Raw genomic sequence first — 22,128 nt, 5'->3', positions numbered from 1 at the left:
CAACAGTCGCCAAGCGACCAGTTCCACAAGTACAAATGAGCATTGCGACTGGAGATGGTGGAACTATCCAGAACAGTGCACAAAACCTTAACGTAGACCTAGTAGCTCATGAATTCTTTTTTGATCTTCAGGTATTAGAACTCAATTCTGGTGAAGCTGTCCTGTTGTCACCTCAGGCTTCGCTCCAGCCTGAGCAAGCTTATTGCATACGAGTTTCGCGCAGTTGGAATATATACAGGCCTTCCCCCAGTCTCTCGGCTTGTGACTGGCAGATAATTCAATACCCAGTGAAGATTGAACAAGAACTGCAGTTAACCTTAAACGTGATAGGCAGCGCTGCAGAGGTTGCTGCAATTGGGACAATTGCCGATCAAGGTAGTTGTCTTTCACGCCACGCTGAGGCTGAATGGCACCACGACTTCCAATTCATAGTTCAGGCTAATTGTTCTGTAGCATCAGTGACTTTGGAGTTGCGCTATAGGGAATCCAGTGCGAATCTCAACAAATTCGCGTCATCTCTAGTACTCCCCCTAGAAAGTATTGACAGTACACCGGCCCCCACTGCAAAAGTTTACAACTTACCAGTCAAGGCAGAACCACCTGAGCGCACAGCCTTTCTACACATTCATCTGAAAGGCCAAAACGAGTTATCCTTAACGGGATGGATTCGAGATCGAGTGAACCGTCCCGACAAGTTAGGGCCTATCACAAGCCTTCAGGTATCACCGGAAAACTACAGTGATGACCTTGGATATTTAAAAGCGCTCCAAGAGGCTATTAATGACTATGCGATAAAGAATGTGGGAGATATAACTGTATGGCTCGAAAAGGTGGTTGATTCTTATGGTGAGGATTGCTGCATCGTTATAATCGACCAAGCTGACTCTCAAATTCCTTGGGAAATGTTCAAACTCGGAGGGGGCAGATATCTAGGTGCGTGCGTGCTTGTCGTTCGCTGGGCTGAGGCTTATTACCGAAACCAGCAAGTCGCGTTGCAGCTTGGAGAAGCTAAACATACAGGCCGAGTAGTTGCCTATGTTCACTCCCTTGATTCAGAAGTTACAAAGTCCAATTGTCCAATTTTGCAGAATTTATCGCTCAAGCATCATACTTCTCCGGAAGAATTACAGGATGGATTGCTTCCCTCATCGGAGGCAGTTACGGTTGGATTAGTGTACTTAAGTTGTAATGGAGTCTTAACGTATGGAGATGAACAGAATGTCTTGAGTAAGCTACATAATCCTAGTAATGTAACAGTGAAATTCCGATTCGATGATGTTGAAGGTATTTTAGATCCAAGACCAGTCTTCTTTGCAAATGCCTCTTATTCTGGACGCTTACTAGTCCATGATCATCAGCCTTGTGGATTGACACAAGCTGCACTCACCCAGGTTGCGGCTAGCTATATCGGCACGTTGGGACCAGTTGGTCGCCTTTTCGCAGCACAGCTAGCCCAGTTCTTGCTAAGTGCAGCTACTTCCTCTCAAGGCATGCAACCTGCCCAGCTGTTACGCAAACTCCGTGCAGAAGTAGCCTCGAGACTTAGGAATACAAAGGTTCCTTTAGAAAGGCGAAAAAGGGATTTTTTGTACACATTTATGTATGTTTACTACGGTAACCCCAAGGCCTATTTAAAGTTGACTTTGCCGTCTGCTAAACCTGTACCTTCACAAGAAGCTAAGCATGGTTAATTCTGTCTCTGCTGAGCTAATTGTAGAACCAATCCTCAACTACCCTAGGGTAGTTGAAATTGGGAAGACCTACCTCTTGACTGTTGACCTGCGTCCAGCGACAGCCCTAGACAAATGGCCGTATGCAGATGAAGAAGTTGTTATCTATTGCCTATTGGACACTGCTCCTGTCTTCCGTAATGAGGTACTAGGTGAGCCAGCTGTAGTACTCCACCGCTTTGGAGGCACCTACGGACCAGCGCAGTTTCTACTTACTGCAGAACCTGAGGTGCAGGAGGGCTTTATTAAGGTCACACTTGTCAATGGTTGGGGCGTACCACTCACAGTTCTTGAAACACAAACTATTTACGTTAGGGAGCAGGTCAGCTCATTACAGAGTAAGCTCACAATCTCCTGGGAAGAGCAGGAGATATCAAACCAAGATACTAGCCTCCTGACGCAACTTGACGCAACAGACCGAACTAATAGGGGGGCTTTAAACGATTCAGGGCAAGTGGAAGTAGTTGCTAATGAGGAGGAAATTGCAGAGGATCCACCCAAAGAGGTGTCAAAAGCATCGAAGCTTCCAGCGCGAGGCCACTCTAATTTTGAGAATGACATCTTCATCAGCTACGCCCATATTGATAACCAGCCGCTGACGCAGGGGCAGGAGGGCTGGATCTCGGATTTTCACAAAGCTCTGGAGATTCGCTTAGGCCAACTGCGCGGGGAACGCCCTAGAATCTGGCGAGATCTGAAACTGCAAGGCAACGATGACTTTGGGCTGACGATTGTGGAGCAGTTTCCCAAGGTGGCGCTACTGGTTGTGGTGCTCTCACCTCGCTATGTTCGCTCGGAATGGTGCGTTAGGGAGCTGAAGGAGTTTTGCCGAGCGGCTGAGCAAACGGGTGGCGTGCGGGTTGCCAATGAGGTGCGCATCTTTAAGGTGATTAAGACGCCGATTCCCCAAGAGCAGCACCCGGAGGAGTTGCAACCGTTGCTGGGCTACGAGTTTTATCAGATTGACCAAACAGGCCGAGTGCAAGAGTTTAGCCGCATTTTTGGGCCGGAGGCTGAGCGCAACTATTGGGCCAAGCTGGACGATCTGGCCTACGACATCTACCAGCTTCTAGACACGCTGAGCAGCCAGCGCAATGGCTTTTTGCCTCAAGTCGCGGCACCCACGGGCACAACCATTTACCTGGCTGAGACGACCTTTGACCTTAGCTCTGAACGCGACAAGATCCGGCGCGAGCTACAGCAGCAGGGCCATGTGGTGCTGCCCGACCAGCCGCTCCCTTACAGCCCGGAGTTTGAGCAGAGTGTGCGGGAGTATTTGGCGCGTTGTACGCTCTCGATCCATTTGGTTGGGGAGCGTTACGGCATTGTGCCTGAGGGGGCGGAGCGCTCGGTGGTGGTGTTGCAGCATCAGTTGGCGCTGGAACGCGACCGTAGGGATCCGACCTTTACTCGCCTAGTCTGGATGCCATCAGATGCCCAGGCGCAGGAACCGCGTCAGGCGGAATTTCTTCAGGCGTTGCAGGATGACTCTGAGGTGTTGCAAACCAGCCTGGAGGAGTTGAGGAAACTGATTCAGGACCGGCTCAGCCCTCGCTCCATACCTAAGGAGCCTGAGCTGAGCGAAGCAGGGCCAGCTCGGGTTTACTTGATCTGCGACCAGCGCGACCTGGAGGCGATTGAGCCTTTGGAGAGCTATCTCTGGGACCAGGGGTTTGAGGTGCTGCCTTCGCTGTTTGAGGGAGATGAGGCGGAGGTGCGGCAGTACCACCAGGACAGTTTGCGCGATTGCGAAGCGGCGCTGATCTACTACGGCGCGGGCAGTGAGGTGTGGTTGCGCACGAAGCTGCGGGAGTTGCAGAAGGCAGCGGGCTATGGCCGGTCGAGCGCGATGTTGGCAAAAGCGGTTTATGTTGCTGGGTCTGAGACGCCCCAGAAGCAGCGCTTTCGCACTAATGAGGCGCTGGTGATTAAGAGCTTTGAGGGTTTCTCGGCTACAGCCCTCAAACCTTTCGAGGAGCAAGTGCTGCGGGACACAGGAGCGTTGCGCTAACGTGACCAACGGCAGTTCTCAGTTCGGCAATCCAAGCTTGACCATTGTTGGCTTCTCGCCAGTCGTCAAATTGTTCGGCTTGGGTATCTGGATTAGGGAGCTGAGCATGAAACTCCTGGAGAAGCTGCCTGAGTTGAGGCTCAAAGTTGAAGGCGAAGATGCGGGTAATAATTTCGGTTGGGTTGTCGCCTGTAGTTAGTTGAAGGATGAGAGGCTCGCTCGAGTCTTGAACGATGGCTTGGGCGCGGTCCAGGTTGAGGGCAAATTGGCGAGATCGAGCGCGGTAGAGAACGGGTTCATTGAAGGCACGGACGAAAGCAGGGCCAAGGACCCGGATGAGGGCTAGATAAAAGGCACGGACTGCGAAGGGTTGGTAGGGAAATGGGATTGCACTTGCCTTACGGCTTATCCAAATCAGAAGTTGTTGCAGAGTCTCGCATTGGCTATCAGTGAGTCGGTTTGCTGCTTCATCAGCAGCAGAAGTTCATCAACGGGTTTCAGTTCGCTGGCAAGGCGAAAGAACTCTTCTCGCTTCTCAGTCTGAGTGATTTGCGTAACTAGATTTCGCAGTTTCTCTGATTCACTCATGAATCTGCTCGAAGGGCGTTTTGATAGGCGATGGCTGTTTCTGCCTGAGCTGAAACGTGTAAAGTAACAGGTTAAAAGCGAAGAATCTAATCATCCTTATCAAAGGCAATAGTTTGCTGCTTAGGGTCAATTTTGGTTTTGGTAGAACCCTTGCGCTCTTTTACACTCCGGCCACGTTTGGGCTTGGTAGCCATTGCCTCGCGCTCGGTACGGATGCGCTCTAGTAGAACGGATGCAGGTTCATCGTTGGGATCCTGGGGAACCAGTTCACCTCGAAAGGCTTTGGCTAGGATAGATTGATTGAGAAGTGAAACTTTGTTAAGACAGTCTTCTGAATATATTTGGAGGTTGCTTATTGCTGAAAATCTTTCGATAACAAGATTTACAATTTCAATCTGTTCCTTAAGAGGAGGCAATGGAATTGGTGTGGTTTTGATGTCAGAACCAGCAATACCGTGCTGCCCTGCGGAGGTTTTCACATGCCTTTCAATGTGTGAGCGCGAAATCCCAACATTACACACAAGCTCAAGATATTTGGGGACAATTAATTCTTTAACAAGCTGAGCTCGTATAAGCTTGTCAGGATAAATCAAATCATAGTCTAGCGCTGGTACTAAGCCACAAACGCCAACAAATTCTTGGCTACCGTTATATCGCGTAAAAAGCAAATCCCCTGCTCTTAGGAAATATGGGGTTAATTCATCAGGTCTTTCTACCCGATAGAAGCGTATATCATTTGTGTCAACTTCCATTGATCGAACGGACGAGATGCGAAGAATTGGAATGCCAGGTGGTTTATCTGCTGGCTTCTTCGATAAACCGTTACGAAGAGAGGAGACAAGTTGCTCTAGAGTTGTCCATATCCAGTTTTTCGGAAGTTCAGGAAAGTCATTAGCATCCGGGATCTCTACTTCCTCACACCTTGCCCTAGAAGGATCTCTACCTCTGGCGGAGAGGTTGACCTCCCATTGATGGCGACGTTTAGCTCTAATGCGCTCCAGCAAAACTGATGCCGGTTCAACATCCGGATTCTCCTCCCTCCAATCAGCCGTCAGGTCGCCACGAAAAGCAGCAGCAAGGACCGATTGACGGAATCGCTCTAGTAGGGGTGGGATAGCGTCGAGTGCCTCTTTTGCCCGCTGGCTTCGGGCTGTGAGGGCTTCGATTTTGACGACGATGCGGCGTTGTTCGTTGAGGGGTGGAAGAGGAACCTGAATACGATTCAAATTTTTCTGGTTTAGCTTAGGTTGTGCTGAGCCAGAAATATAGACTCTCAGGTCTATTGAATTAATGTAGTGACGCAAATATGAAAGCGGAATCAAACACCCGGGAACTTGCACTACATGAGCGTGGTTGTTTACCCAAAATCTTCCGTCAGCTTCAAATGCAATCGGCGTTGAACGACTAAGAAGGTTTGCCCCGTCTTCTGCAATCAATAGATATTTTCCATCGAAAATATACTCGTTAACATAGTCGATTATACCAGAAGCACCGTAGTAAGGAAAAGCTCCTTGTATCAATTTCCTATCGGAATTACTCACAGGCACTCTTTGGCCATCAAAATTAACAGTTAACTCATCAAACGCTCCCCAGCGCCAACCTAAAGGTAAGGCATCCGACTGTACGGGTTCTTTGGGAAGCTTATCACCTACTACTAGTGTCATACCGCTTTCTCCCTATATTTTGATCGATTTCATCAATGAGTCTAGGTTCTTTTGTACGGCTCCCTATTTTAACTTTTCTATCCTTTCACTAAATTCTGCCTAAATTCAGTGGAAAACTAGGTGACACCGGATTGCCGTTAATGACTTCTGGATTTATGCATCAGCTTGAGAACAATGGACATAGACAATTTTTTTGAGGGTCGTTAGCTAGACTAAAGTAGCGCTATTTTTAATATGTTCCTCTGTTTTTCTGCAAACAACTATTGTTTATTCTTATCATTCAATTTGATTGAACCAATTAATCAGATCTGCTTCAGTGGAAAAATCAAACACGGCTTCTGCTAAATTCTCCAGCTGATCAACAGATAAGCCGCGAACCTGCTCCTCTAGAGTTGTATTTAGATTTCCGAAACGACGATTGAGCAGACGCAATACCAGAGTGACTTCCCGCTGAATGCCCTGTTGAATTCCCTGCTGAATGCCCTGTTGAATGCCTTGCTCCATCCAACTGGTGACAATCTCCATAACCTGCTCCCGCTCAGTTGGAACTATCTTATCAAGCTCAGCCTGGAACGCCCTTTCCTCCACCTCATTCAGCCGCAGGTAGGTATCCACAAACCCAGAAATTAGCTGCGTCCGGGCAGGATCAAGTCGCAATGTTGCCAGCAGTCGCAAGCATTCTAACTTGACCCTGGGCCGGTCCCTAGGCTCGATCCTCATTTTGGCCATCAAAGCTGCCGCTACTGGATTGCGCTGCTCAAGAAAGTCTCGCCAGTTCAAACGGTTCAGCTGAACTGAAGCAAAGTTAAACTCCAGAACTTTACGATCTGGAAACTCAACTTGATAACTGCTTGGCTCAGGCCGGAAAGGTTCATCAAAGGCGAAAATCACAACTGGATAAACGGGCAGTGCATATTTCTCATGTAGCCGCGCAAAATAGTAAAACATTCTCTGAGCAAACTCAGCTCTAGACTGCGCCTGGTTTTCCAAATGGATTAGAAAATAAGCGTCTTGTGCCCTGAAGCGAACCTGCGCTAATAGATCGACTTCTCGCCGCTCTCCAGACGTTATATCTGTAAAGATTTCTTGAGGTAGAAATGTGATTGAGTCTCGCTCCACATAAGCAAAAACTTCAGGCAAAAACAGTTCAACGAATTCCCAGAAAAAAGTGGATAGGAGTTCCTTGAACAAACGGTCATGATCGGTCATGGGCTCAACCTATCCCCCTATTCCGCCTCCAGCAATTCAGACAGCGCCTCCATTTCCTCCATCGCCGCTCGCAGCCTCAGCATGATCTCAGCAGCGATTTCATCAGGTTCGGGCAGGTCATCGCCCGAATGCAAGCTCTCATCCCTCAGCCAGGAAATGTCAAGGTTTTCGCCTCGCTTGGTGATTTGCTCTCGTGAGAAACGGCGGAAGCGCCCATTCTCACCCTCATCAACCCGCAGGCTACCACCATTGGGGTCATCGCCATAGGCCGCCTCGAAGTTCTTGAAATGAACACGGCTCAGTGGGGTGCGCTTGCCAAACGAGGGCATGTTGGTGCGCATGTCATAAATCCAAACCGCCTCAGTATTGCCCTTATCGGTATTGCCCCGTTGGAAAAACAGCACATTGGTCTTCACACCCTGTGCGTAGAAAATTCCCGTAGGCAACCGCAGAATTGTATGCAGGTTGCATTTGCCCATCAGGTCAGATCGAATCTGACGACCCTGCCCATCCTCAAACAGCACATTGTCCGGCAGCACCACCGCTGCCCGTCCCTCCACTTTCAAACCTCTATAAATGTGCTGCAAAAACGCCAACTGCTTGTTGGAAGTCGCGTAGGTGAAGTCGTCCCGTGACGGTAGCCCCCCACCCTTCTTCGTGCCAAAGGGGGGGTTGGTCAGAATCAAATCTGCCTTCGCCAAACGTTGACCATCCCCCGAAAGGGTATCCCCCAGCTGCACATTTCCCTCAATCGCATGCAGCATCATGTTCATCAGCAACAATCGGTGCGCATCTTGCACCAACTCCATGCCGTAGAATGCATCCCGTCGCTGAAAGTTCTGCTCCGCCTCTGGCAAATTAAATAAGTTATCCGTGCGCTCCTTGATGTAGCGGTCTGCCGCAATCAGAAAACCACCTGTGCCTGCTGCAGGGTCTTGAATGTGCTCCCCTGCTTGCGGTTTCATCAGTGCAACCATCGAATCAATCAGCGGACGCGGCGTGAAATACTGCCCAGCCCCTGACTTCTTCTCGCTAGCGTTCTTCTCCAGCAGCCCTTCGTACAGATCGCCAAGCCCCTCCGCTTTCGCTGAGTACCAGTCCAGTCCATCAATCGACTTCACAAGCTTTTGCAAAATCTTGGGCTGCTTCAGGGCTGTCTGTGCATTGGCAAAAATCGCCTTCACTTGAGGTGAACTGTGCAGCCCTAAGTCCAACAGTAGCGACCGATAGAATGTGAGCTGCTCAATCCCCTCGCGCACCACCAAATCACCCCAGCGGTATCCCTCAGGCAGCTGACTCTCGCCCCCGGTCTCTGCCATCATCTTCAGAAACAGCAGATAGGTTAGCTCCGTGACATATTGCAGATAGCTGATGCCCTCATCCCGCAAGACATGGCACAGGTTCCAGAGCTTTTGGACAATATCAGAAGTCGCATTCATAAGGTGTTTTGTCGGCTAACTTGCACTCTGCCAAAGCGCATCATTAATCTCTACCAGAATTTCCTCCAACTTGCCCTCGAAAGTTCGGTTCAGCCGCTCAAAGCCACCCCCCTGAACTTTGAACATGCCCTGATCTAAGGCCTCCCGGTCCACAATGGTTTCCACCTTGAGCTGTTTGCCAATGCGCTCCAACCACTGCCTTTGCGGTGGGGTCCAAGCCCGACTCGTCAGAATTTTCTTGAGAGCCCGATCCACTCGTTCTTCATAAGGCACCAGCGCATCTCCCAGCGCGGCCTGCCGAATGAAGCCAATGATCGACGCGGCAATGTCCTGATTCGTCACGTCTTGCCAGGCCGACCGTAACGCCTGCTCTGAGTAGCCTGCCCGATCTAATAGCAGCCGCAGCTCTCGCAGTTGTGCCCGTGTCAGCTCCCGAGGGCGTTGGGTGACGACTAGCAGCGCTGCGATCTCGTTTTGGTTCTGAGTCAAGAAACGCTTGAAGTCATCGAGATAGTCTGCTGGTCGCTGGCGATAAGCCCCATCTCCTGCCACACCGTAACCCCGCGAGATGCTCTGCAACTCATCAACGTGATACGACACCAGAATGGGCTGATTTGCTTCCCGACGCTGATCAAGGAGAACTGCCAAGGACTCCCGGCCTTGGAACCACTGCTGGACTTGGTCAGGCTTTGCCTGACGCAACTGACTCACCATCTCATCAAGTGGCATTCCGGCCAGGGTCTCCAACTCCGCCCGCCCCTCTGGTGACATCGACTGCCGCTTGCGCTGAAGTTTTACCAGCAGTTGATCCACGACCAAGGCCAAAGCATCAGATGCCTGCACGCGACCCAACTCCTCAACCAACTGCGCAAACGAAATCTTGGGATCCACCACGACTGGTTTCATGTTGGTGAACGCCTCCAAGCCCGCATAGAGATCCACCGCATCAAAAATGCGGAAGACCTGCTTGCCGATGTCCGGACAGAGCCGCGTCGCCCGTCCCAACATTTGCTCGTACAGAATACGGCTATTCACCCGACGCAGAAACACTAGGTTGCAGATAGAAGGCACATCTATGCCAGTTGTGAGCAGATCCACCGTTACTGCAATTTTGGGATTCTGCTCGTTCCGGAAGCGCCGAATCAACTGCAAAGGCTGATCTGCCTTACCTGTAATCTTTAAAACTGCATCATCTTCCACACTGCCGTATTGATTAGCCAGCGCTGTTTTCAGCTGGTCCACCACGAGATCTGCGTGATTATCATCCACGCAAAAGACCAGGGTTTTCTCTGGCAGAGCCGGGTCAAGGTAAGAAGCTAGCGCCTCGCAAACCACTCGGTTGAACTCTTGGGTGATCACCCTACGGTTGAACTGCTCAACCTCTAACTTCACCTCGTCCGGCGCATTCGCTAGATCCAGCTTCCCGGTCTTGGGATCAAACTTTGCTATTGAGTCCCCCTGCTTCCAAACGATGCCTTCTTGAGACAGCTTTGTTTCGATTCGGAAGGGTGGCTCATGGTCAATCAAGTGGCCATCAATCACTGCCTCACGGTAGCTGTACTGATAGATTGGAGGCCCAAAAATCTCGGTTGTGTGCAGCGCTGGGGTTGCCGTCAGACCAATCTTCACCGCGTCGAAGTGTTCCAGCACGCGACGATACTTAGAAATGTAATCGTCAGCGTCTCGGAAACTCAGTTCAGTATCACTCAGCTCCCGATCCAGCAAATAGCCCCGATGGCACTCATCGATCACAATGCAGTCGTACTGATCTACAGGGGGCACTGCCCGCTCATCTGATGCATAGAGAATCCGCTTTACAAATGCCTGGACGGTTGAGATTTGGACCCTAGTTGCCGCTTCAGGAGTTGCGTCCTTCAGCCCCTTGACATCAAAAATGTCTGAAAAGCTCTGAAGGCTCTCCATCCGGCTTTCTTTGAAAGCGTTGTCAGTCTGCTCTCCCAACGCGGTGCGGTCTACCAAAAACAACACTCGCCGAAAGCGTTTTGTCTTTAGCAGCCGGTAAACCAGAGCAATACAGGTTTTCGTTTTACCCGTGCCCGTTGCCATTGCGAGAAGTAGCTCTCGCCTTCCCTCAGCCAAAGCAGACTCAGTCGCCTGGATCGCCTTAATCTGGTATTCCCTCAGCTTCAGGTCATAGTTAAAGTCTTCCTGAGCTAGCTTTGCCTGTGCCTGGTCCACATCCTGTGCCAGTAAATCAAGCAGTCCTTTGGGCGTGTACCAGCCGTTGAGGGGATAGCGCAGGTTCTCAGGACGGCGCAGGTCACAGAACCAGATTCCACTTTTGGTGCGCAGTTGCTTCAGATACTCCCGCCCGTTGGTGGCAAAGACAAAAGGGACCTTGAACTCGCGCCAAGGGCCGCCCGACAGCGTCTCATTTCCTAGAATTTGAAAGGTACGGCTGTAGCGCTTAGCCTGGTCAATATCAGCAGAGACATCCTTACTCCTGCGCTTAGCCTCCACTACAGCAACCGCCTCAAGCCCAACAAACAAGGCGTAATCCGCTCGGCCTCCCTGGGTGGGCCACTCTGCGATTGCTAAGTTCTTGCCCTTCTGGGGACGAATGCCATTGGCAAAAGTGAGTTGCTCCGAATCTGCTTCCCAGCCAGCTGCTTGCAGTTTCCGGTCAATGAGGCGTCGTGTCTCGGCCTCATCAAGCACGATCTCTGTCTCAGCCTGCTGTGCTTGACGGATGACTTGCTGAATAGCCTGCGGTGCTTCACGAGTTGCTTGGGCTTGAATCTCAACTAGATGTGCCTGCACCTCCTGAGCTTTGGCTTCTGCTTCTATCAGGAGCTCCTCAGCCACCTCCCGCAACTGTGCTTCCTCTAAGGCTGAGGCTTGGGCTGCTTCAGCCATCGTCCGGGCTACCTGGGCCTCAGCTCGCAGCCGCTCCAGTTCCTGCTTGAGAGCCTGTGTCTCACTCCTTGGATCTGGAGGTGGAATGAACGGGCCTGGCTTAAAGTTGCGCTCCTTGGAAAAGGACTTGTGAAACCAGATCCCCAACTCTCGAGCGTACTTGAGACAACTCAGCGCTGAGCGATGATCTCCAGACAAAGCATGAGTTGCTTTGTTACCAGTCACACGCAACTCATAGAAAAGCTGTCCAGCATCTCTGTTGAGTAGGCCTTCATCCCGGAGGCGGCGCAACAAATCGACCTGATTTTCGCCCTCCAGGTAAAGCCCTACCCTTGCTGCTACCAGCTGAGCCAGCAGCTCGCTAAACTGGCGCAACTTAATTAGACAAGTATTGGGATCAGTTACGAAGTACTGCTCGGCCAGAGTACCGAGTCGCACTAATTGTGTGTCATGAACCTGCAGAAACGCAAAATTCTGGGATGCTATCATTACTATCCTTTGCTCACTTGGCCCAGTTTTCAATCTCAACTTCGATGACCACAGGCCCTTAGTTAGAATCTAAACTCCCGATGCTGGTACTTCTATCGTTTGAGCTAGCTGGAATGATGTACATCAAATTTGTGCCCTCTGGCTGCGCCTCTTGATCTGGAGCCAATTTCATCCAATCGTGGAAGCTTATCCCCAACTCTTTGATCGCTTTGACTTCCTCCTGGTAAGCCTCAAAACGATCATTGGTCTCGATCATTGATTCCATCACTTCCATTGCCTTAGGAAGTTGTCTAACAGCCTTTCGTCTCAGGTCATCTAGATCAGGGCCGAACCAACCTTCCTTCACCTCAGCACGGTCTAAGATAGCTGCTGGCAACGTTTCTATCCATTTATCTTGCTCTAGAGCCAGCTTGAATAAGTTCTCTCGCTGAAGCTCGAACACAGCCTTTTCATCCAAGTTAGGCTCAAGCCATTGAAAGACCTTAGTAAGCCGAGCCAAATCAACTTTGTCCTTGAATCGAGGATGTAAATAGATTGCCGGGTTGGAAGTGAGTAGAAGTTTGACATACTTCCGAATGCGAGGACGAAGAACGTTCGATCCATCCTGAAGACGACGAAGAGCTGCATCAGTCTCTTCTAACTCTAGGTAGCAACGTGCTTCAGAAATATAAGCTAAAGCTAGAGTTAGAAGGTACTCATCCGCAATCTGACTTGCTCGTTCGAGTTCCTTGTCTGCATAATCAACATAAATATGTTCAGCCTCTAAGAAACGGTTGATAGCCTGAACTGCCATGCTTTTAGAAGCTGCCGGTTGGCTCATTGAGAAGGCATTTGTTGCTAAGTCAAGAGCAGCACGGAAATTGGCGTAGAAGCTGAGATCAATTTTGTAATTGACTTTATTCAAGACTTCTTGAGCTTTCTGTAAACGTTTCTCAAGACCCTTAAGGCGGTGCATCACCACAGCAAAACCTATCACTGAGAAGCCCAGATTCAGAAGACTGGAAGCCGAAGTAATCTGTAAACTCCCCTGAACTTGTTGTAAGTTCTGCTGAACCACTCCTAACTGTTGTTTGACCTCTGAAAATCCTTTAACTGAAACCCCTAGGTTCGCGCTTGAAATAGCTAGATTGAGTGCTCCGGTAACTGGATCAATTGACGGGATTGTAGATGATGAGAGGTTAGGTAAAGCAACTTCTTTTAACCAAGCAATGACTTGCTTGCTTCCTGCCTCCCGAATAACACCCCCAGCTCGTTCGTAAACTCCATTACTCAAACCTGCAGCAATCCAGTCGGGGATAGCAAATGTGGCTGCGACTGCTTCCATAACTGCTTTCTTCACCTTTGGTGTCAATCTCTTCACTCTAGACAGTCAAAATTGCTCTTGTCGGGCAATTTTTGAAAAATTCGTCCAACGCTTCAGTTGATTAGCGGAATTCTTCGAATAATTCTCTTACCACAAGCTTCTGTTTTTCTTAGGAAAATACCATTTCAGTAGATTCTCAGCCCATAGACCAATCTGATTGAGCATCTTCTGAGTTTGTATTAGTTAGTCGTTGTCGTAGCTTTCAGAGAAACTTGTCAGTTTCCAGTGGATCGACCTCCGTGAGCCTCATTGATATCACTTAGCCTCTTGGGCAAGCAGAAGCAAAGTTGGACTCTATATCCATGCTTCCCCTCCTAGCCCCAAAATCGTAAAGGTTGCACCCGGAAAATATTGAGATTAGCGGGGGTTTAACCATCCGCTTCTTCCTCCGTTGCGGGGTTGAGAAACCTGCAGGTGGTCTGAACAGCTCCTCGGTATCCCCCTTGCTCGTGGGGAGTGCCCTAACTAATCTAATCCTCACGTCCTATTACCTGCATGCTTGGACAATGCGAACACTGGAATACGGGCTAGATATTTCCTTAGCTGCTGGGCAGATGGGTGTCAGTGTTCGAGTTCACACTGACACCCATCATCACTGACTTATGGCGATTGGACTGCACCACAACTCGATGTCCCAGCCTAGCGTGAGTAGCTCCAATCACGTTGGGCAGGAGAAGTAAGCATAGGTTGAATTGTTACACCCACTCTCAGTGGCATGAGTGAAAATACCCTGCGGTCGTGCAGACCCTAGGTTGCAGGCAAGCTAAACGGTTTACCTCATAGCGCGGTGGGGAATCGTGCGGGGATGTCTGCAAGATGTTCAAGTTTATCCAGGCTGCTTGCGGGTATACAGGTTTGCTCAAGCTATTTTGTCTGCTGGTACAGGAGTGCGATTGCCTTCTAGATTCAGTTAGCAAACAGGGAGATATGGGAAACCTAAAACTTATGTGCAGCTATCGTGAGTCGTGATCTGCTGCCTAAATTAGGAGGAATCTAATGGTATACGTATCGCTCAACCTAGATAAATTGAGAGAGCAACACATTAACTCCTCCCCCAAACGACCTTTTCAGCATCAAGTTGAAGCATTTGAAGCTCTGAGTAAAACATTTAAGGCTAACGGTGATAGATCAGGCAGTGGAATATTAGCCCTTCCTACAGGTGCAGGAAAAACATTTACAGCTGTCAGATGGTTGTCTGATCATGTCGTCCCTAAAAACATCAAAATTCTTTGGTTGGCTCCTTCGTTTTATCTCCTGGACCAAGCATTCTCAGCTTTTTATGATAATGCTAGGGAAATTCCAAATTCTAAAAAAACATTAAATATCCGGTGTATTTCCAGTAATCCATCTCACGCTAAAGCATCATCTATTCAGTTAACAGATGATGTCATAATCATGACGATACAAACAGCCATCAGCAATTTGCATACCGATGCTATAGACAGATTTGGCCTGCCAGTACAAACGGCTTTCAGGAAATTTATCGAAAGCTGCAAAGAAACAGAGCTTTTTATAGTAGTTGACGAAGCTCATCATACACCTGCTTATGGTTGCCGTAATCTTCTAATTGGCGAAAAAGATTCTGCACTAGGACTTCGAAGATTACTGCCGAAATCACATCTTCTTGGCCTAACAGCTACTCCAACCTATACTGACGCATCTAGGAGAGGCTGGCTCTGGAAAATCTTTCAGGATGGGATTATCTATAAAGCTAATAAAGCTAGTTTAATAGCTCAGAAGATCTTGGCTAGGCCAAACTATATTAAAGCAGCTACTGGCAAAGAGCTAGAAGTCGATGACAATCTTTATAAACGATTAGTAGAACAGCATAAAGACTTACCAGAAGACATAATCGAAATCCTTGCAACTGACAAAGATAGAAATAATTTTATAGCAAATACTTACGCATCAAATAAAGATACTTATGGGAAAACCATTATCTTTGCTGATCGATGGTTTCAGTGTGTCTATATAAAAGAGAAGCTCCTTGAGAAAGGCATCAAAGTGGACGCAATTTACTCACATATAGATGCTGATCCTGGCTCTGCTGAAGCCCGTAACAGGCGCACACAAGACGATAACAAGCGAATCTTGGAACGGTTTAAGACTGACAAAGATGAGCATGGCAATGACGCACCACTTGACGTTTTAATTAATGTCAGAATGCTCACAGAAGGCGCTGATGTTCCTACTGTTAAAACAGTATTTATTACTCGTCAAACAACAAGCTCTATCTTGATCACTCAAATGGTCGGCAGAGCCTTACGAGGCGAGAAAGCAGGAGGAAGTAGTGAGGCAAATATTGTTTTATTTTTCGATGACTGGAAACGTTTAATAGATTGGGGTACTCCAATTGATGGAGGAGGTACAGAGGTTGGCCCATCTCCCGTTAGAGGGTATTACCCGTTTGAATATATTTCAATTCGCTTGGTAGAAGAGATAGCAAAGTCAATTGAGAGCGGTGGAGATTATGATATCTCTACGTTCTCGAGAATCTTTCCTGTTGGTTGGTACAGAACAGAAATTGTCTACGCTGATCCTGACTATAAACAGGAATCAATGGAAGGGTTTACTGAGTTTGTATTGGCTTATGAACATAACAAACAAAAGCTTGATGCATTCATTGGCTTTATTTCTGGTACCGATTCATTGGACGAATGGTCTAAAGAATACCTTGATAATGAATGGATGCAGTTTCAAGTCGAACAGTGGATCAACAAGTGGTTCGACCGTGAAACCGACGATATAGGTGAGAGGCTCAGTTCAGACTTAATTAAGATAGTACGCCATATTGCTCAGAATCAATCTATCCCTACCTATCACCCATTTGAGGAGAGAGAGCTTTACGACTTAGATAAACTTGCTCAGAAGGTTGTTGAGCTTTCTCCCCGCGCTTTGCGTGAACACTTAAGCCAAGAATTTTCAAAACCTGGTGCCTTATGGAAGACTTTCTACAGATCATTCAGCCGCTTTGAAACAGCAGTGCAGGCAGCTATTAGAATCATTCTTGATCGTGAATTGTGTGGGGAAGGCATTTCTAATTCTAGAACTTCTCTGGCCCAAGTAGTTATCCCAAACAGACGAGAACTAACTGAACAAGAAAAGGCACAGATTAAAAGACGGGATAGCTGCACCTGTTTGTGCTGTGAGGCGCGTGGAAGGGGTGTAAGGTTAGAAATTGATCATATCATTCCAGTATTTTTGGGTGGTGAAACAACTTTAGAGAATTCACAAACCTTGTGTAGTGTCTGTAACAAGGAGAAAGGAATTCATGAAATAAACTTTCGATTTAACGTAACACAACTAACCAGCCCCAAAACGATTAATTTATCTCTGCCGTATAAAGATCAGGATCGAACACGAGTAATCACAAGGATTGTGAACTTCTTCTACCACTGCAAGGCCGTTGACCAAGTGGATTGGCATGAAACAGTTGTAGAAATTTGCTTATACGCTGGCAATAATCCTGATTGGCTGCTGCGCCACAAAGCAGAACTTCTACATTTTGTTCAAAATCAGCTTTGGTATTACAATGTACAAGACATTAATGTTGTTGTCCCGAATTAAAAGTAAATTGCTGCGAGCGCCTAAATCTTATGGCAGATAAAAAGCCTCGTCCTTATCCTTTATTTTGATTCTGACAGTGTGCAGATAAAGTTTGGGACAACGCCTCAGCTATAGCCGTAGCCTCTGAAGAGCCAGGCGGTAATTTCTTTAGATGCTCAGCCATTATCTCAATGGCTTCTGTTGGCTTCCCAGAGACGCCAGATAAACTGTTCTCTGTACGGCTGACGATGTCATTCGCAAATCTCTCACTGAACCCAATAATGAATGCCAAGGCGAAAAAGGCAGCTCCCTTGCTTTCCTGTTGGGGAATTTTAAACGGAAATATCTCTGCGGTAACGAGAGTAAAGATCAAAATACCAAAGGACGCTCCTATTATGGGCTTAAATGCTCCAATAAAGATGGGGAGAGCAGAATCTTCGTATTCTTTGCTCTGATACTGTTCAATCCTGGTCAAGATGCTGATGATACTCCCTAATGCTCCTGCTGAGCCCGTCAGAATTAGCAAGAATAGACATTCTTCGCTGATCCTTGCTTGGGCTGCCCTGATCTGCGCTTGGGACGTACCCGGTGCAGTTATTGGACTGACTTGCGAACCTTCAGGAAGTGTAGATTGCCCTCGTGTGTCAATGGATATTGCAGTCTTTGCAAATTCTGCAGGAGCGTTCTTATTACTAACTGAATTAAGTTGATAAATTGCATAGCCTAGAAGTCCTGCGCACAAAGGAAGGGATATTGCAAGGCCAAAGATTACTTTCGTTATCGTCGATGATAGATGTGTAACACCATGAAAAAAATTAATTGGCATGCCAACTACAGGAATGTCAGACATGCGCATAAAATACTCAATATTGCGTCTGATCTTTCTAGAGAGACACAGGTTAGGCTGCTCCTCAAACAAAGCTTTTATAGCTATCTCTACAAAATCAAGGCTTGACTTGAGCTGCTTCTGCTTAACTACGCATGGTTGCTTTGCTGCTTCATTCTTTAAGAATCTTTTCTCAACTCTTTGCAAAAGGTTGATTAGCTGGGCAAGTTCCTCTTGAACTTGCCATGTCATTGCTTTCTTACCCCGGCTGTGAATTTCTTGTTGAATGTAATTAACTAAAGAATCTACTTTCTCTGCTACTGCATCTGGAGAACACAGTTTCGAGCTAGAGGGGGAGGAAGGGTCAGGACTGTTCACTGGCAAATAGGGGAATGTCCCATTGATGCTTTCAATGTGCTCCCTATTACATTCGATTGAAGTCATTATAATAGCCCAGTTTTTGTAGTCAAGTACCAGAATCTTACGATGTACCCTTGCTTAGATCAGGAGAAAATAAGCAATGAGGTTGAAGCTCTTAGAGTTCTGCAAATTCTTCAGAATTTGCAGTCCGTAATAGATGGCTGCTGTCACTAGTGTAATGTCATTAGCTCATCTTGTGTTCCTCATTGGTATATGTGTGGGGTGCTGACCCTTATATTAAGGGAACTGAGCTAAACCCACACCTGCTCTTTAAGACAGCCTGAGTGCAGTACTCAGCCAGACGAACTACATGAAACTACTAAGACAGTTTCAGAAAGCAGCAATTGAATGGCGGAACAGCAATTCGAATATTTAGGTGCCGATTCAGGTGTAATCGAAATCTTTTTCGATTACACCTGAATCGGCACTATATGTACCTACTGAGCCCCATCAATCAGGACAAATGTTGTTAAGTTTTTCCAGTGACTAGGTATGATTCATTACAGAGCTTGGTATCTAATCAAAATCGGCTCGTTTTGTGTACACCTGTTAATCGCATTGACAGTGAATTTATAGCTTGCATAGAATGGACCGACTGGTTAGCAAATTCTAACTAGGTGTCTCATGGTAACAGTGGAGTAATAAGTGCCTCAAAAAATCGCTGTAGCTATTATTCATGGCATTGGTAATGACAATCCTGGTTTTCAGGATCCGAACCAGCCAGAAAAGTTTACTGGAGGGATAGCAAAAAGGCTGAAGTCGCAGTTTTCACAGCTACGAGGTAGAAACGCTGATGGTGAAGCTCCAGAACTGGAGATCGATGCAATCTACTGGGCTCACATCCTTCAGAAGCCCCAGAATGATCTGTGGAAAAGACTAGAGATCGAGAAGCTTGGATGGGGCGATATCCGTAATTTCGTATTTAATTCTTTGGCAGATAGTGTTGGCTACCAGATTACCTCCGCAACACCGCCGGATGATCGAGCAGTTTACGATGGAGTGCACCAGTGCTTTGCTGATACTCTGCACAGGTTAGCCGAGAAAGCTGGGCCAAATGCTCCACTATGCGTTATAGCCCATAGTATGGGAGCTGCAATAGCTAGTAATTACATTTGGGATATTCAGAGTGGAGGTGTAAAAGCAGGAAGTAACAAGATAGAAATTCATGACAATCCTCTCGAGAAGTTGGAAACACTAACACTTCTGTACACGTTGGGTAATCAAATCCCTTTGTGGGCACTACGTTACAACGACTTTGGCACGCCTGTAGCTGTTCCCTCACCCAACCTCTCCGCTCATTACCCAGAGCTCGAAGGGGAATGGGTCAATTATTACGATAAAGATGACGTTCTCGGCTATCCTATCAAGCACATGAATAACAAATATAAGGAGGCTGTTAAAGAAGATAGAGAAGTTAACGTTGGTGGTTTATTAAGTTGGACTCCTCTTTCCCATAATGGTTATTGGACTAATGACAGAGTTACCAGACCAATTTCCCAAGCACTTTTCCGTCTGTGGCAAAGTGTCAATCTAGGCACCTAACAGAGGAGTAATCCTATCCTACAAAGGCAAGGATGCACTGTAGTGGTGAGTGAACTACCAATTGCTCCAATTAATTATGATTCTCAATCTTCTTAGTCGTTGCTTGGGGAGCACTTGGCGATAGGCTGACCAGAAGTCCGTGTCGCAGAGGGCACACTGACGGAACCGCTTAACATAAACGCTGGGCTCCTGTCTCATTCCGCTTGGCCACCTGCAGATACAGAGTGACTTGGCTGGCAAGCGGCCAGCCAAATCCATTGCTGGTTGCCCTCGAGTGTGACGAACGACCAGGCTTCGTCACGCTCGAGGGCAATCAGCCTTTTTTTCTAGCCTGGACTTGGCCTAGTCGAGGGGTTGACTCGTTGGAAATCCACATAGATTTTCAGCCACTGTTCAAAGACGCCAGTTACCCGAGCTCCTGGCGACAGAGAGTTTCTCCAAAAGCAGCTTGTCAATGAGTTGATTTAGTCGGGTCAAAGATGAGCTGGTTTTGGGGGTCTTGCACAAATTGCCTGCCACAACTTCAGCATTTAAAGTTTTGCTTGCCGTTGCGGATTCTGCCGTTCTTAACAACGTGGTTGTCATCACAAATTGGACAAGTCATCCTCGCTCCCTGCACAGCCTCTAGCTTTACTAATATCCATTATCCTTAAAATCTTTAGGCTTACTGATTGAATTCCATTCTTATATTTATAGAGCCATCTATTCAGCAAATACCTAGAACTGATACTCCCAAGCCTGAATCGGTAAGAGTATCAATTCTAGATACCAACCGAGGGTAGGTATTGTAATGCTTCTAGAGGTATTTTGCCCTCAATACTCAAGCAAATACTAAGCTGACATCACTGCAATGGTACAAAATCGTAGCCAGTTCCAGAGCGAGTCCCAGGTTGTACCTTTACCAGGATTACATTGCTGTTACGGTCACCAGAGGGTAGAAAACTAATTACCCCTGTTGCACCATTGGACGCAAAACCTGGAGCAGCAAATGCTTTAGCTAGGGCGGCACGGCCTTGTCGGCCATTCTGCACTGTAATCTTGCCTTTAGCCCGCCCCACACGTAGGGCTCGTACGGCGTCATAGCCCATAGCTGTGCGCCAGTTGATGTCTCCTCCCCATAAGCTGCTAGCAGTTTGGCTGAAGTTCGGGTCGGCGTTCTTCAGGGGATGCCAAGGGACCGGAAGTACCATTCCGTTAAGTGCAGCCCCTCCCTGTTGGAGGCTATCTATCTTGTAGACTGCATCCCCTGCTAGGAGTGGCAGACGATTTTGATTCGCTTTAGCAACCTCAATCGCCTGAGCTAGCGTATCTGAGTCTGGCAGAAGCACTAAGACTTCTGCTGCGCCACCAGATATCTGGCTTGCAGCATTCCCTTTTGCAAGATCTACTTGTTGCACGACCTGCCCTCCTTCGAGGCTCAGGGTTGTTTCAAACGCTTGCTCAAGTGACTTGCTGTAAGAGCTACCCGAATTGAAGAAGACAGCAGCTTTCCGTTTACCCAGTGTCTTCAGCATGTAGCGGGCTAGAGCTGTGCCTGTGAACTGGTCACTGGAAATGGTGCGGAAAATATAGTTATCTCCTCCAGCACTCTTAGGAACTTGTACTAACTCGGTACTGGTACTGGTAGGAGCAACCATCACCATTTGGTTTTGCTGATAGACCGGTGCTGCAGCCAGCGAAGTTTTACTAGTGCCATGACCAATAACAGCTAGGATACTGCTGTCTTTTGCTAGGGTATTTGCAATGTCTTGGGCTCGCTTGGGATCGTTGTTATCATCGCCAATGACGACCTTTAGTGGAACACCAGCCCGATTGGCCTCATCCTGGGCTTGAGCAACCCCACGTAGAATCTCACGAGCAGCATTGGCATTGCTACCAATAGGAACAACCACTGCAACGCTCAGAGCCGGTGTGTTGCCAAGGCGGGCATTGTTCAGGTAGATAAGCGATTCAGGATCACTGCGACTAGCTTGTCGAGATGCCTCCAACTCTCTCACCGCAGTTGGGAAGTCGCCAGCCGCGAAGGCTGTTGCGGCAGCTTGTTTGCTGGGAACTGGCGTGTCTGTAAATAGAACTCGTTCACCTCGGCTGAGGAATGCACTGACGTCATTGGACTGTGCAGCATTACCAGGCAATGAGATACCGGGCAACGAAAATGCAAATATGCGATCAGTAAAACCTTGGGAGCTGGAGGGTTCAGATGAACTACCCCCTGCCGCACTGGCGACACTACCTGGTTGGCCTTTTAAAGCAAAGTAACCTACTCCCAGTAGTGTTAAAAGAGCCAAGCCACCACCGATCATAGGCAAGAGACCGAAGCTTTTGCCCAGCTTGAAGGCGCAGATCTCACATTTCTTAGCAGTTACGGGATTACGATCATGACCGCACTTAGGGCAAGTCACATAGTTAAATTGACTGACCATA

14 protein-coding genes are annotated in these 22,128 nt (G+C 47.9%); 5 read left to right on the top strand and 9 right to left on the bottom strand.

From position 1 onward, the window contains the following. Positions 1 to 35 precede the first annotated feature (35 nt). The 3 genes from H6F94_RS13080 to H6F94_RS13070 are packed head-to-tail and all read left to right on the top strand — an operon-like array spanning position 36 to position 3,940. Positions 36 to 1,691, top strand: a complete 1,656-nt coding sequence (locus H6F94_RS13080; protein WP_190802688.1) for a hypothetical protein — start codon at positions 36 to 38, stop codon at positions 1,689 to 1,691. Then, a complete protein-coding gene (locus tag H6F94_RS13075) occupies positions 1,684 to 3,741 on the top strand; it encodes a TIR domain-containing protein (RefSeq protein ID WP_190802687.1) in 2,058 nt (685 codons plus the stop codon). The genes H6F94_RS13080 and H6F94_RS13075 overlap by 8 nt, the downstream gene beginning before the upstream one ends. A gap of 1 nt (position 3,742) precedes the next feature. Next, a complete protein-coding gene (locus H6F94_RS13070; RefSeq protein WP_190802686.1) occupies positions 3,743 to 3,940 on the top strand; it encodes a hypothetical protein in 198 nt (65 codons plus the stop codon). A 215-nt stretch (positions 3,941 to 4,155) separates the two neighbouring features. Here the strand turns inward: H6F94_RS13070 and H6F94_RS13065 are convergent, their stop codons facing one another. The 6 genes from H6F94_RS13065 to H6F94_RS13040 form a co-directional block, all read right to left on the bottom strand. Continuing rightward, a complete protein-coding gene (locus H6F94_RS13065; RefSeq protein WP_190802685.1) occupies positions 4,156 to 4,329 on the bottom strand; it encodes a hypothetical protein in 174 nt (57 codons plus the stop codon). Positions 4,330 to 4,415: 86 nt separating this feature from the next. Continuing rightward, on the bottom strand, positions 4,416 to 5,993 hold the full coding sequence (locus tag H6F94_RS31680) for a restriction endonuclease subunit S (RefSeq protein ID WP_199320397.1): 1,578 nt from the start codon (positions 5,991 to 5,993) through the stop codon (positions 4,416 to 4,418). A 276-nt stretch (positions 5,994 to 6,269) separates the two neighbouring features. Further along, positions 6,270 to 7,202 carry a DUF4351 domain-containing protein gene (locus H6F94_RS13055; RefSeq protein ID WP_190802684.1) on the bottom strand — a complete coding sequence of 311 codons (933 nt, stop codon included), beginning with the start codon at positions 7,200 to 7,202 and terminating at the stop codon, positions 6,270 to 6,272. A gap of 17 nt (positions 7,203 to 7,219) precedes the next feature. Then, entirely contained in the window at positions 7,220 to 8,641 is a 1,422-nt protein-coding gene (locus H6F94_RS13050; RefSeq protein WP_190802683.1) for a class I SAM-dependent DNA methyltransferase, read from the bottom strand. A gap of 15 nt (positions 8,642 to 8,656) precedes the next feature. After that, positions 8,657 to 12,007 carry a type I restriction-modification system endonuclease gene (hsdR, locus tag H6F94_RS13045; RefSeq protein WP_190802682.1) on the bottom strand — a complete coding sequence of 1,117 codons (3,351 nt, stop codon included), beginning with the start codon at positions 12,005 to 12,007 and terminating at the stop codon, positions 8,657 to 8,659. Between the two features lie 58 nt (positions 12,008 to 12,065). Then, positions 12,066 to 13,331, bottom strand: a complete 1,266-nt coding sequence (locus tag H6F94_RS13040; protein ID WP_190802681.1) for a hypothetical protein — start codon at positions 13,329 to 13,331, stop codon at positions 12,066 to 12,068. 1,035 nt (positions 13,332 to 14,366) lie between these two features. On the opposite strand from H6F94_RS13040, the gene H6F94_RS13035 reads away from it, so the two are divergent. Next, positions 14,367 to 16,937, top strand: a complete 2,571-nt coding sequence (locus tag H6F94_RS13035; protein ID WP_190802680.1) for a DEAD/DEAH box helicase family protein — start codon at positions 14,367 to 14,369, stop codon at positions 16,935 to 16,937. Positions 16,938 to 16,989: 52 nt separating this feature from the next. Here H6F94_RS13035 and H6F94_RS13030 read toward each other — a convergent pair whose 3' ends face one another. Next, on the bottom strand, positions 16,990 to 18,120 hold the full coding sequence (locus H6F94_RS13030) for a hypothetical protein (RefSeq protein WP_190802679.1): 1,131 nt from the start codon (positions 18,118 to 18,120) through the stop codon (positions 16,990 to 16,992). A gap of 687 nt (positions 18,121 to 18,807) precedes the next feature. Between H6F94_RS13030 and H6F94_RS13025 the strand changes: the two genes are divergently transcribed. Continuing rightward, the gene (locus tag H6F94_RS13025) at positions 18,808 to 19,704 is read left to right on the top strand and encodes a hypothetical protein (RefSeq protein ID WP_190802678.1); all 897 of its coding nucleotides are present in this window, start codon (positions 18,808 to 18,810) and stop codon (positions 19,702 to 19,704) included. A gap of 523 nt (positions 19,705 to 20,227) precedes the next feature. On the opposite strand, the gene H6F94_RS33735 is transcribed toward H6F94_RS13025, so the two are convergent. Both H6F94_RS33735 and H6F94_RS13020 read right to left on the bottom strand, forming a co-directional pair. Then, positions 20,228 to 20,308: an IS1/IS1595 family N-terminal zinc-binding domain-containing protein gene (locus H6F94_RS33735; protein WP_524537851.1), complete on the bottom strand. Its 81-nt coding sequence runs from the start codon at positions 20,306 to 20,308 to the stop codon at positions 20,228 to 20,230. A gap of 238 nt (positions 20,309 to 20,546) precedes the next feature. Then, a complete protein-coding gene (locus H6F94_RS13020; protein ID WP_190802677.1) occupies positions 20,547 to 22,127 on the bottom strand; it encodes an ABC transporter substrate-binding protein in 1,581 nt (526 codons plus the stop codon). Between the last annotated feature and the right edge of the window lies 1 nt (position 22,128).

Source organism: Leptolyngbya sp. FACHB-261, from assembly GCF_014696065.1.
Classification (GTDB): Bacteria; Cyanobacteriota; Cyanobacteriia; order FACHB-261; family FACHB-261; genus FACHB-261.
The sequence above is the reverse complement of the archived record's forward strand: the minus strand, read 5'-3'. Positions and strand labels throughout refer to the sequence as shown.

Coding starts and splice junctions, on each gene's coding strand:
- H6F94_RS13080 (WP_190802688.1), top strand. CDS start 36: ATGAGCATTGCGACTGGAGATGGTGGAACTATCCAGAACAGTGCACAA.
- H6F94_RS13075 (WP_190802687.1), top strand. CDS start 1,684: ATGGTTAATTCTGTCTCTGCTGAGCTAATTGTAGAACCAATCCTCAAC.
- H6F94_RS13065 (WP_190802685.1), bottom strand. CDS start 4,329: ATGAGTGAATCAGAGAAACTGCGAAATCTAGTTACGCAAATCACTCAG.
- H6F94_RS31680 (WP_199320397.1), bottom strand. CDS start 5,993: ATGACACTAGTAGTAGGTGATAAGCTTCCCAAAGAACCCGTACAGTCG.
- H6F94_RS13055 (WP_190802684.1), bottom strand. CDS start 7,202: ATGACCGATCATGACCGTTTGTTCAAGGAACTCCTATCCACTTTTTTC.
- H6F94_RS13050 (WP_190802683.1), bottom strand. CDS start 8,641: ATGAATGCGACTTCTGATATTGTCCAAAAGCTCTGGAACCTGTGCCAT.
- hsdR (WP_190802682.1), bottom strand. CDS start 12,007: ATGATAGCATCCCAGAATTTTGCGTTTCTGCAGGTTCATGACACACAA.
- H6F94_RS13040 (WP_190802681.1), bottom strand. CDS start 13,331: ATGGAAGCAGTCGCAGCCACATTTGCTATCCCCGACTGGATTGCTGCA.
- H6F94_RS13035 (WP_190802680.1), top strand. CDS start 14,367: ATGGTATACGTATCGCTCAACCTAGATAAATTGAGAGAGCAACACATT.
- H6F94_RS33735 (WP_524537851.1), bottom strand. CDS start 20,308: ATGACTTGTCCAATTTGTGATGACAACCACGTTGTTAAGAACGGCAGA.
- H6F94_RS13020 (WP_190802677.1), bottom strand. CDS start 22,127: ATGGTCAGTCAATTTAACTATGTGACTTGCCCTAAGTGCGGTCATGAT.